Below are 11,681 nucleotides of genomic sequence, written 5' to 3' on the forward strand. Positions count from 1 at the left end.
GTCAGGCCGCCGCGCGCTGGGGCATGTCGGCCGCGGCGATGCGGTCGAAGAACGCAGCGGAACGCTCGACCAGCGTGCGGCGGTCGCGGTCGATGGTGATCATGTGGTAGCTGTCGTCCAGCAGCAGCAGCTCGACCGGCGCGCTGACCTCGCGCATCACCAGCTCGGCGTTCTTGATGCTCGCCACGTCGTCCTCGCTGGCATGCGCCACCAGGCAGGGCGCGGTGACCTGCGAGAGCTGGCGGCGCACCGCCGCGGACAGCCCGTACATCTCGGCCAGCGAATACCAGGGGTTGCCGGGCAGGCCGGCGGCGGCGCTGTCGCCACCCAGCATCGCGGCGCTGACCTGGGCGCGCAGGCGCTCGTCGCGGATGCCGTAGGGCGGCTGTTCCATGAAGCTGCGCCGGCGCCCGATGCCGAGCCTCTTCAGCAGCGGCAGCATGAAGGACATGCGCGCCAGCCGCGGAATGCTCCAGCCGTCATAGCGGAAGGTGGCGCCGTACACGCCCACGCCGGCGATCTGGTCGGGGCGGTCGGCGGCGAGCTTGAGCGAGAGCAGGGCGCCCATCGACAGGCCGCCCACGAACAGGTGGTCGACCTTCTTGCTCAGCGCGTCGGCGGCCTGTTCCACGCTGGCATACCAGTCGCGCCAACCGGTGGCGAGCAGGTCGTCGGCGTTGCCGCAGTGGCCGGCCAGCTGCATGCCGTGCACGGTGTAGCCAGCCCGGTTCAGGCCCTTGCCCAGCAGCTTCATTTCCATCGGCGTGCCGGTGAGGCCGTGGATCAGCAGCACGCCACTGCGGCCACCTTCGAAGAAGAAATCGGTTTGCTGGATCACGCGCGACACCCGGGGCGATGCGAGCCGCATCGGCGGCTTTTCAGGTTCGCAGCTTCGCAGCGGGCGGTTTCCCCAGTCTTTCGACTGGAATGTCGCGTGTTTTGCTTGGCTTTCCGCGAGCGTCAAAGCGGTTTCGTGCGCCCTTTGGGCGCGCGAGTTCCTTTTCTCTGAATGGCCAGACAAAAGTAACCACACGCGCGCCTGGAGCGCGCGTGACCGGCGGCCGACCCGAAGGGCGAAGTGCAGGATGCCCGGAGTAAAAGAGAGGCCACCCCGATGGCGCGCCCTCCAGGCATCCTGCCTCCCGGGTGCGCGGGCGGGCTACGGGGTTTTCCGACGGCACATCCGTGTACCGGCGGAAAACTGGCCCGCATCCCTGCGGGCCATCCTGCGGACTTTCCTTCGCCCGCCCGCCGCGCCATAGGGGCCCCGGAAAAGCAGCGCGCTCCAAGCGTGCAGAAACAACGGCCAGAGCACCCCACCCCGACCCTCCCCTGCAAGCAGGAGAGGGAGGTGGCGGGAGCGCCGTTTTGCCTCGGCAGTTGCGGTTGCTTCTGGCGCGCACGATGCGCGCCCGCTCTTCCCGGGGGCCCTTGCGCGGCGGTGAGGCTGGGACGAGAAGGCCGCGCAGCGGGCGAGTCCATGGATGGCCTCGCCTTTTCGCGCGGGCAGTAGGCCCGCTCGAAAAGCCCGGCGCCGCCTCACGGACTTGCCGGGCAGGAGCCCGGCAAGCGCCAACCGGGGTGGCCTTCTGTTTGGGTTACTTTTCTCTTGGCCACACAAGAGAAAAGTGACTCGGGCCCCGGCAGGCGCTCGAAACCGCTCTGAAACTCGCGAATACGCAGAAGCAGAGCCTGCTCTCCCCAACCCCTCCCCCGCAGGCGGGAGAGCAGTGCTGACGAAAGAGGGGGCTACGCGAATCAGCGCTTGCCGTCAGGCAAAAACCGCACGATCACCCGCTGCCCGATGCGCAGCTGCTGCTCCGGCTGGTCGAAGGCGAGCACGCATTCCACCGTACGCGCGTTGGCGCGGATCTGCGGATCGTTCTCCAGCGTGGCGGGGCCGTAGACCTGGCCTACGCGCAGCACGTGGGCGCTCCAGCGGCCGGTCTCGGCGTCGTCGTTGGCGACCACCTCGGCGCGCATGCCGGGGTGCACCGCCGTCACGAAGCTCTCGTTGAGTTCGGCGCGCACGATGCGCGGCTTGTTCGGCAGCAGGGTGAACAGCGGGCCGGAGGCGGGCGAGACGCTGGCGCCGGGCTGGGCTGCCGCGTGCACCACCACCGCGTCGAACGGGGCGTGCAGGCTGCGCTGGGCCAGTTCGTATTTCGCCTCGGCCAGTTTTTGCGCGGCCATGTCCACCGCGGCCTGGTCGGCGTCGCGCTCGGCGCCAAGCTGGTCGCTGGCTTCGCGCGCATCGTCCGCGCTCTGGCCGTCGCCGGCGCCGGCGTTGGCGGCTTCCGTGAGCCGCTGCGCGCGCTGCTTGGCGGCGGCCTGCTTGATGGCCAGCAGCTTGAGTTGTGCCTGCGCCTGCTCCAGCTGCGCCTGGGCGGCGTCCACCGCGAGCTGGGCGGGGCGGGTGTCCAGCGCGGCCAGCAACTGGCCCTGCTTCACCGTCTCGCCCTCGTGCACGGCGACGCTGGCCAGCGTGCCCTCGCGCGGCATCGCCAGCGCGAGCAGGCCACCTTCGATGTCGACCCGGCCGCGTGCCACCGCGGCATAGCCGGGTGCCGCCGCCGTGGTGGCGGGCGGCTCCGCGTGCCTGGAACAGGCGGCGAACAACAGGGAGGCGGCCAGTGCGAGCCCGGCAGGCCGCAGCAGCGCCGCGAGGTGCGCGGGCGAGGACGGGCGGGAGGCGGTCGGCTTCATGGCGGGGTTTCCTTGGGGGCGTCGGCGGCGGGGCGCCGGTCGCTGAGGATGCGGCCGTCTTCCATCGCCAGCACGCGGTCGGCATGCGCGACCAGGCGCGGGTCGTGGCTCACGCACAGCACGGTGGTGCCGTGGGTCCGGGCGATGGTGTGCAGGATGTCGATGATGATCTGGCCGTTGGCGGCGTCCAGCGCACTGGTGGGCTCGTCGGCGAACAGCAGCTCCGGCTCCTTGGCCAGCGCGCGGGCGATCGCCACGCGCTGCTTTTCGCCGCCGGAGAGTTCCGAGGGGCGCAACTTGATGCGGTGGGCCAGGCCGACTTCCTCCAGCGAGCGGCGGGCGCGCTCGCGCGCTTCCTGCTTCGACAAGCCCATGTGGTTGAGCGGCAGCTCCACCTGTTCCAGGGCGGTCAGCGCGGGGAACAGGTTGAAGCCCTGGAACACGAAGCCGGTGTGCTGCAGGCGGAAATGCTCCAGCGCGCGCAGGTCGAGCTGGCCCAGCTCGCTGCCCAGCGCATGCACGCGGCCGCTGTCCACTTTCTGCAGGCCGCTCAGGACCGCCAGCAAGGTGCTCTTGCCGCAACCGGAGGGGCCGGAGATCAGGGTGAGCTCGCCGGGGTCGATGCTCAGCGAAAGGTGATCCAGCACCTGGGTGTGCTGTCGCCCGGAGTCGAAGGCCTTGCACACGGCTTCGGCCCGCAGGACCGGGACGCGTGGCGTCGTGTCGGCAATGGCGTGGGACATCCCGGTCACCTCAGCAGCGTGGCCGGATCGATGCGGCGCATGCTGCGCATCGCCGCCATGCCCGAGACTGCGGCCTGGCCCATCACCAGGAGGATGCAGGCGATCGCAGCCAGCGGCCCCAGCACGACCGGCACGTCCTGGCTGCGCGCCAGCAACAACAGCGCCACGCCGAGCACGGTGGCGCCGATCAGGCCCAGCGCACCCACCCAGAACGCCTGCTCCAGCACCACCTTGCGCAACGCGCCCACCCCCACGCCCAGGGCGTTGAGGGTGGCGTACTCGCGCACCGAGCCCTGCACCGCGCCCACCAGGGTCTGGCTGGTGATCACCGCGCCGACCAGGAACACGATGCCGGCGAGGAAAAGCACGCCCGCGCCGGCGCCGGTGTCGAACAGCCAGTAGCGCACCGAGCGGTTCGCGAAGTCGGCGGCGCTCCACGTGGTGTAGGGGCCGAACGCGCCGCTGCCGCGCAGGCGGGTGGCCACGGCGTTGGCCTGGGCCGGATCGCGCAGCTTGGCGACCAGGTAGGTGGGGCCGTTGTCGGCGGCGTCGGTGTCCAGCTGGCGCGCGGTGTCCAGCGAGGCGATCACGTTGATGCCACCCAGGCCGCGCAGGCCGCTGCTCACGCCGACCACGCGCACGCGGTGGCCGTTGATGGTGGCGGTCTGGCCCAGCGTCACGCCCAGCTTGCCGAGGTCGGCGCGGTCCACGATCACCGCATCCGGCTCGGCCAGCCGGGCGCGCAGCGCGGGCGGCAGCACCTTGGCGAACATCAGGCCGTCGGCGGCGGGATCGATGCCGGAAACGAACACCGACACGCCGCCGGTGTCGCCCGTGCCGCGCCAGTCGCCATCGATCCACTCGTAAGGTTCGACCCGCGTCACCGCCGGATCCATCAGCACGCGCGATTCCACGTTGGCGTCGATCGAGCGGCCCGAGCCCACGCTCTGCGTGCCGGGAAAACCGACCCACACGTCGGCGGACGAGCCGGTGATGTAGACGCTGGTGGCGCCGAAGATGCCCAGCACCAGGGCCAGCTGCAGCAGCTGCAGCAGACCGGCGAAGCCCACCGCGATCATGGCGGGCAGGAAGCGCCGCCATTCGTAGAGCAGGGTCTTGCGCGCCAGGGCCACCATCAGGGCGATGCCCCGTCGGCGTCGCCGGACTTCGCGCCGGGAGGCGCCTCGTCCGCCGGCAGCGGTGCGCCGCCCAGCGCCTTGAACAGCGCCACGTAGGCGAGGCTGCGGCTGGCGCGGGCATCGGCGAGCTCGAGCGCGGCCTGGTCGGCGGCGAGCCGGCCGTCGGCCAGCGCCAGCGGACTGTCTAGCTTCAGCTTCACGCGGGTCTGCAGCGTGCCGTCGACGCGCTCGAGCGCCTGCCAGGCGTGCCGGCTTTGCTGCTCGCGCTGCTGCTGTAGCTGCAGCGTGCCCAGCGCGGTTTCCACCTCGGCTACGCCCTGCAGCACGGCCTGCCGGTAGGCCAGCACGGCGGCCTTGAGCTCGTGCGACTTGGCGTGTTCGGCAGCGGCGCGCAGGCCCCAGTCGAACAGCGGCATGTCGAACAGCGGGCCCACCGAGGCCAGCCCGTTGGAAACGGTGTGCTTCTTGTTGTTGTTCAGGTCGGTGGCCCAGATCACCGAGGCGCCGAGGCCGAGCTTGGGAAAACGGTCGGCATGGGCCAGGCCCAGCTCGCCGGCGGCACGCAGCACGTCGGCTTCGGCGTGGGCGATCTCGGGACGCGTGCGCAACAGGTCGGCCGGCGTGCCGGGAAGGGCCCATGCGCCGAGTCGCGGCTGCGGCCCGGGCTGCAGCCACGCCGGATCGGGATGGTTCTGGCCCAGCAGCACGGCCAGCCGCTGCGCCGCCTCGTTGATCGCCTGCCGCGGCGCGGCCAGGGCGGCCTCGGCCTGCGCCGCCGCCGCTTGCGCCTGGTCCACCGCGCCGGACGGTGCCAGCTGCAGGCGCTGGCGCACCTTGAGCAGGTCCAACTGGCGGCCACGCACCTCGCCGATCTGCTGCAGCAATTGTTCCTGCTGCTGGGCGGTGCGCAGTTCGACCCAGTTGCGCACCACCTCGGCCACCACCGACACGCGGGCCGCCTGCAGGTCGGCCGCACTGGCGTCCAGCGCGCCCTGTGCCTCGCGGCGGGTGCCCTGGGCACGGCCGAACAGGCCAAGCTCCCAGGTGGAGTCGAAGCCGGACACCAGGTACGAGGCGCTGGCGTCCGGGTCGATCGTCTGTTCGGTGCGGAGGTTCAGCGAGGGCAGGTAGCGCGCGCCCTCGTGGCGCTGCAGGGTACGTGCGGCGCGCAGCCGCTCGCCCATCTGCGCGACGTCGAGGTTGCGTGCCAGGGCTTGGTCGACCAGTGCGTCCAGCGCCGGATCGTCGAACGCGCGCCACCAGCCGCGCAGGTCGGCGGGCGCGGCCGATTGGGCCGCCGCCGCGTGCTGCCATTGCGCCGGGATCGGCGGGTCCAGCTTCGGCATCGCCACCGAGCAGCCGGCGAGCGCGACGGCGACGCCGAGCAGGAGCGCGCGCCAGCGGCGGCGCGGCACGAGGGCGGCGTCAGCCATGCCAATCACCGCGTGTTGCGGAGCCGGCACGGAGGGCGGCGTTTTCGATGAGGGTCAGGGCCACGGTCAGGTCAGGGGAGCAATAGTGTGGTGAAGGCGCGGATAACGACCGTGCGAGTCCCGCCAAGGATACAGGCCGGGTGCGGGGGCTGTCAGCGCGCCTTGGGCGTTCCGGGGGGCGGAGCCGCGCCGCCGCGCGCGCGCGGGGGGGGGAAATGTACCTCCACGCACAGGCCGCGCTCCTCGCCGAGCTGGTAGATCACCTCGGCGTGGTGGCGCTCGGCGATGCGCTGCACGATCGCCAGCCCCAGGCCGCTGCCTTCCTCACCGGCGCCCGGCGCGCGGAAGAAGCGCTCGCTGAGCCGCGGCAGCAGTTCGGGTGGCACGCCCGGGCCGTTGTCCTCGACCACGAGGTTGGCACCGCCGTCGGGCCGCGCCTGCAGGCTGACGGTGACGGTACTGCCGCGACCGGCGTAGCGGATGCTGTTGTCGATCAGGTTGTCCAGCAGGTCGTGCACGCTGGCAGCATGGCCATCGATGCTTAGCGCCTGCTCAGGCCCCTGGTAGCCGAGGTCCACGCCGGCCGCCAGCGCCTCGTGCACGCGCTGCATCACCGCCTCGGGAATCAGCCGGGTGAGCTCCAGCGGAACCTGTTCGACCGTATCGGTCGACGGTGCCTGCGCGCGGGTCAGCGCCAGCAGTTGGGCGGTAGTGCGGGCGGCGCGCTGGGTCAGCCGGCGGATGTGGGTGAGCGCGTCGTGCACGTTCGCCGGGTCGGGGTCGGCCAGCGCGCGCTCCACATGCAGGCTGAGCCCGGTCAGCGGCGTGCGCAGCTGGTGCGCGGCGTCGGCGATGAAGCGGTCGTGCAGCGCCAGCATGCCGCGCAGGCGGGCGAACAGCGCGTCGATGGTGCGGGTCAGCGGCAGGATCTCCTGTGGCACGTCGGGCCCGCCGATCGGGGTCAACTCGTGGTTGCGCCGGGCCAGGCGCAGGGTCAGGGGGTCGAGCACGCGCAGCCCGTGGGTGACGCCGAACCACACCAGCGACAGCACGCAGACGATCAGCAGCGCCTGGGTGAGGATCGCCAGCAGCAGGATGCTGCGCGCCTGCGCGTGGCGGTCGTGCAGGGTCTCGGCCACGGTGATGACGAGGTTGTCGTCGGGATGGTTGCGCGTGGCGATGGTCAGCGTGACCGCCCGCAGCGCGCGGTTGTCCAGCCGGGTATCGAACAGTTCGGGGCGGGCGCCCACGGCCGGGATGCGCGCGGCCTGCGGCAGGCGGTCGTTGCCGGCGATCACGCCGCGCTTGCGGCTGACCACGCTGAAATAGCCTTCGCCGGTGGGGTCGTACTGCAACAGGAAGCGCGCCTGCGGGCTCAGCTCGCCGCCCAGCTGCTCGTTGCCCATCATCTTGGCCAGCGTCAGGGCGTCGTTGCCGAGGTCGCGGTCGTGCACGTGGTTGGCATAGCCCAGCGCCACGCCGTAGGTGAGCAGGATGTCCAGCATCAGCAGGATCGCCACCGGTATCAGCAGGAATCCCAGCAGGCGGCGGCGCAGGCTGGGGCGGCGGGCGGGGGCGTGGTTCATGCGTGCTTGCCGTCCTCGGCGGTTTCTTCCAGCAGGTAGCCGAGGCCGCGGATCGTGCGCACGCCGGTGCCGCTGCCTTCCAGTTTGCGGCGCAGGCGATGGATCGCGATGTCCAGGCCGTTGTCGGTGAGTTCCTCGTCCCAGCTGCACAGCGCCTCGATCAACTGGGCGCGGCTGGTGACGCGGTCGGCACGCAGCGCCAGCGCCTCCAGCAGACCGAACTCGCGTGCGGTGAGTTCCAGCGGCTCGTCGTCCAGCCAGGCGCGATGGCCGGGCAGGTCCAGCCGCAGCCGGCCGAGCTTGAGCTCGGGCACCCCCTTGCTGCTGGCACGGCGCAGCAGGGCGCGCACCCGCGCCTCGAATTCGCTGAGCGCGAAGGGCTTGACCAGGTAGTCGTCGGCGCCGAGGTCGAGCACGCGGATGCGCTCGTCCAGGCCGTCGCGCGCGGTGATCACCAGCACCGGCACGCCGGCGCCCCGCGCGCGCAGCCGGCGCAGCACCTCGCTGCCGTCCAGCTGCGGCAGGCCCAGGTCTAGCACCAGCAGGTCGTAGTCGTGGTCGCGCAGCGCGGCGTCGGCCAGCTGGCCGCTGGCCACGTGGTCCACCGCGTGGCTGCCCTGGCGCAGCGACGCGCAGATGCCTTCGGCGATGGAGGGGTCGTCTTCGGCGAGGAGGATGCGCATGCGGGCGGGGTTCCTTCAGTGCATGGCCGGTAAAGCGCACAGCTTGCCATGCGCCACCCGTCTGACAGCTTAGCGGCGATGGGCCGTCGCCGATGCTGCCGGGCATGACCTCTGGCCTATGTCGGCGAGCCGACCCATGGCGCAGTCTGGAGCGATTACTGCGTGGGGAGAGCGCGAATGGGGTCGAACGGGGGCAGGGGCGGGCTGTGGCTCGCCGCATTGGCCGTGGGCTGGTGCGGTGCCTGCGCGTGTTTCGCGCAGGAGCCGGCGACAGCGGGGAGCGTGGCGGCACCGACGGTCGCCGCCACGGCACCGGTCACGATGGCGCCGGTGCCATTCGCGCCGGCGCACCGGACCGTCATCGCCACGCCCAGCGCGGCGGACGCCTGGGGAGGCGAGCGCACGGGCCAGGAGGCCACGCTGTCCGACCGCGTGGTGAGCTACGCGATCGACGCCAGCCTTGACGCGCCCAGGCACCAGGTGGCCGGCAAGGAGCACATGACCTGGCGCAACCGCAGCGACCGCCCGGTCAGTCACGTCTACTTCCATCTCTACCTCAACGCGTTCGAGAACGACGGCAGCACCTGGTTCACCGAGCGCAAGGTGCTCACCGCGCACGGCCGCTCGCGCGGCAATGCCGTGCTGAAGGACGGGCAGTGGGGCTGGATCCGCCTGCAGAGCGTGGCGCAGCAGGGCACGGCGCTGACCTGGAGCTTCGTACATCCCGACGGCGGCCCCGCCACCGACCACACCGTGGTGCGCATCGACCTCGCCCGCCCGGTGCCTGCCGGCGGCACGCTGGCGCTGGACATCGCCTTCCTCAGCCAGCTGCCGCGCGTGGTGGAACGCACCGGCTGGTGGGGCGACTTCAACCTGGTCGGCCAGTGGTTCCCCAAGATCGGCGTGCTGGAGCTGCCGGGCGAGCGCGGTGCCACCGCGGTGCGCTGGAACGTGCACGAGTTCCATTTCAACAGCGAGTTCTACGCCGACTTCGGCAGCTACGACGTGCACCTCGACGTGCCCAGCGACTACACCGTGGGCGCGGTGGGCCAGCTGCAGGGCGAGCCACGGACGGCGAACGGCCGCACCACCTACCACTACGTGCAGGGCGACGTGCACGACTTCGCCTGGGTGGCCGCCCGGGGCTACAAGACGCTGGACGGCACGTACACCGGCGCCGGCAGCCCGACGGTGGCCGTGCGGGTGATCTATCCGCCGGAATACGTCGCCAGCGCCGCACCCACGCTGAAATCCACCATCGATTCACTGGGCTACTTCTCGCGGACCATCGCGCCGTATCCGTACCGCACGGTCACCGCGGTGATTCCGCCATACAACGCGGACGAGGCGGGCGGCATGGAATACCCGACCTTCTTCACCTCCGAGGGCTACAGGGAAGTTGAGCCGGGCACCATCAGCCAGTACATGAGCGACTTCGTGAACATCCACGAATTCGGCCACGGCTACTTCTACGGCATCCTCGCCTCCAACGAGTTCGAGGAGCCGATGCTCGACGAGGGCATGAACGAGTTCTGGGACGACCGCATGATGCGCGCGCGCAAGGAGGATCTCGTGCTCGCCTCGCCGTTCATGAAGTGGCTGGGCGTCGCGCCGGCGATGAGCGGCTTCCAGATGGAGCGCCTGGGCGCCGAGCTGCGGCGGCCCGCCGATCCGCTGGCGCAGAACAGCTGGGACCGGCTCTCCAGCTCCAGTTACGGCACGGTCTACGCGCGCACCGCCTCCGCGATGCACGACCTGGAGCAGCGCATCGGCGAGCCGGCGATGGAAAAGGCGATCCGGCTCTACTACCAGCGCTGGAAGTTCCGCCATCCCTCGGTGGCCGACCTGCGCCAGGCACTGGCCGACGGCTCGGGCGACGCCGCGGCGGTGAACGAGATCTTCGACCAGGTCGTCTACGGCACACGGCACATCGATGACCGCGTGGCCGACATCGATACCCGGGAAGTGCTGCCCCAGGCCGGCGTGGACTGGAAAGACGGCAAGCTGGTGGAGGCCGACCGGGCAGCGCTGGACAAGCAGGTCGCCAAACAGCGCGCGGACTGGAAGAAGGCGCATCCCGAGGCCAGCCCCGGCAGCGGCGGCCCGTTCCCGTGGCACAGCACGGTGACCGTGCTGCGCGACGGCGCGCAGGTGCCCGAAACGCTGCGCGTCACCTTCGCCGACGGCAGTCACGAGGACGTACGCTGGAACGACGATCGCCGCTGGGCGCGCTTCGACTTCGAGAGGCCGAGCAAGGTGGTTTCGGCCGAACTCGATCCCGCGCAACAGGGCTATCTCGACGCCGACAAGCTCAACGACAGCTACGCGACCAAGCCGGACGGCGCAGCCTCGCGCCGCTGGACCGCCGACGTGGCCGCGCTGCTGCAGACCTTCTACTCGATGCTGGTGACGCTGTGATGATGGCCAGGACGATGGCTCCGCGCGCCGGTTTCGGCGCCCTGTTCTCCGCGATGGGCGCTGCCCTGCAATGGCGGCTGCTGCTGCTGTGGCTGCTGCTGATGCTGCTGCCGGCCACGGTGGTGGCGTTGCCGCTCTGGCGCACGCTGGGTGCGCTGCTCGACCACTCGGTGCATGCCGGTGCCTGGGCGCGCCAGTTCGACCCGCTGATGTTCGGCGACACGCTCGGTGCGCTGTCCGGGCATACTGCCTGGCTGGGCGGTGCAGCCCTGCTGGCCCTGCTGCTGACGCTGCTGATGGCGCCCTTCCTCGACGGCATGGCGGTGGGCAGCGGACGCGCCGCGCGCACGCTGGGCTTCGGTGCCCTGCTGCAGAACGGCTGGCTCGAGTACGGGCGCATGTTCCGCGTGATGCTGTGGGCGCTGCTGCCGTACGCGGTGGTGGCCGCAGTGGCAGCTGCGGGCACCCATGTCGCCGAGCAGCACGCCGGCCGGGCGGTGCTGGAGTCGCAGGCCGATGCCTGGTCGCATGGCGTGCATGGGGTACTGCTGGCGGTGTTCGTGCTGGCGCAGGCCATCGTGGAATCCGCCCGCGCTGCTTTCGTCGCGGACACCGGCCTGCGCTCGGCCACGCGTGCCTTCGGTCGCGGCTTCATGCAACTGCTGCGCCGGCCGCTGAAGACCCTGCTGTTCTACCTGGTGGTGAGCGTGCTGGGCCTCGCGATCGCGGCGGTCCTGGGCATCGCGCGCATCCACACCACGGCGGTCGACGGCGGCTTCTGGCTGGCCATCCTGCTCGGCCAGTTGATCGTGTTGGCGCTGGCGTGGATGCGCGTCGCGCGGCTGTTCGCCTTGGCGCGGCTGGCGCGGCCGCGCTGACGCTGCCTGCTGCCCCTCTTCCGTTTGCGCGGGAGAGGGATTTTTCTCTCGCACGTTTCAAGGCGGTTTCGTCCGCCTCACCGCCGCCCAGGGGC

The 11,681-nt window shown here is 71.1% G+C and carries 9 protein-coding genes; 2 read left to right on the forward strand and 7 right to left on the reverse strand.

Annotation, left to right across the window (positions count from 1 at the left end; all coding sequences use genetic code 11):
• Position 1: 1 nt before the first annotated feature.
• The 7 genes from AC2EWF_RS15840 to AC2EWF_RS15870 form a co-directional block, all read right to left on the reverse strand.
• Positions 2-838, reverse strand: a complete 837-nt coding sequence (locus AC2EWF_RS15840; RefSeq protein ID WP_483640331.1) for an alpha/beta hydrolase — start codon at positions 836-838, stop codon at positions 2-4.
• A 920-nt stretch (positions 839-1,758) separates the two neighbouring features.
• Positions 1,759-2,706, reverse strand: a complete 948-nt coding sequence (locus tag AC2EWF_RS15845; RefSeq protein WP_483640332.1) for an efflux RND transporter periplasmic adaptor subunit — start codon at positions 2,704-2,706, stop codon at positions 1,759-1,761.
• Positions 2,703-3,449 carry an ABC transporter ATP-binding protein gene (locus AC2EWF_RS15850; protein ID WP_483640333.1) on the reverse strand — a complete coding sequence of 249 codons (747 nt, stop codon included), beginning with the start codon at positions 3,447-3,449 and terminating at the stop codon, positions 2,703-2,705. The genes AC2EWF_RS15845 and AC2EWF_RS15850 overlap by 4 nt, the downstream gene beginning before the upstream one ends.
• A gap of 5 nt (positions 3,450-3,454) precedes the next feature.
• The gene (locus AC2EWF_RS15855; RefSeq protein WP_483640334.1) at positions 3,455-4,585 is read right to left on the reverse strand and encodes an ABC transporter permease; all 1,131 of its coding nucleotides are present in this window, start codon (positions 4,583-4,585) and stop codon (positions 3,455-3,457) included.
• Positions 4,585-6,021: an efflux transporter outer membrane subunit gene (locus AC2EWF_RS15860; protein WP_483640335.1), complete on the reverse strand. Its 1,437-nt coding sequence runs from the start codon at positions 6,019-6,021 to the stop codon at positions 4,585-4,587. Before AC2EWF_RS15860 ends, AC2EWF_RS15855 begins: the two co-directional genes overlap by 1 nt.
• Positions 6,022-6,173: 152 nt before the next feature.
• The gene (locus tag AC2EWF_RS15865) at positions 6,174-7,607 is read right to left on the reverse strand and encodes an ATP-binding protein (RefSeq protein WP_483640336.1); all 1,434 of its coding nucleotides are present in this window, start codon (positions 7,605-7,607) and stop codon (positions 6,174-6,176) included.
• On the reverse strand, positions 7,604-8,290 hold the full coding sequence (locus AC2EWF_RS15870; protein ID WP_483640337.1) for a response regulator: 687 nt from the start codon (positions 8,288-8,290) through the stop codon (positions 7,604-7,606). The genes AC2EWF_RS15865 and AC2EWF_RS15870 overlap by 4 nt, the downstream gene beginning before the upstream one ends.
• 177 nt (positions 8,291-8,467) lie before the next feature.
• Between AC2EWF_RS15870 and AC2EWF_RS15875 the strand changes: the two genes are divergently transcribed.
• Complete coding sequence (locus AC2EWF_RS15875) at positions 8,468-10,708, forward strand: M1 family metallopeptidase (RefSeq protein ID WP_483640338.1); 2,241 nt, start codon at positions 8,468-8,470, stop codon at positions 10,706-10,708.
• 14 nt (positions 10,709-10,722) lie between these two features.
• Positions 10,723-11,586: a hypothetical protein gene (locus AC2EWF_RS15880; protein ID WP_483640339.1), complete on the forward strand. Its 864-nt coding sequence runs from the start codon at positions 10,723-10,725 to the stop codon at positions 11,584-11,586.
• The last annotated feature ends 95 nt before the right edge of the window (positions 11,587-11,681 follow it).

This window comes from Rhodanobacter sp. sgz306013, assembly GCF_057031145.1.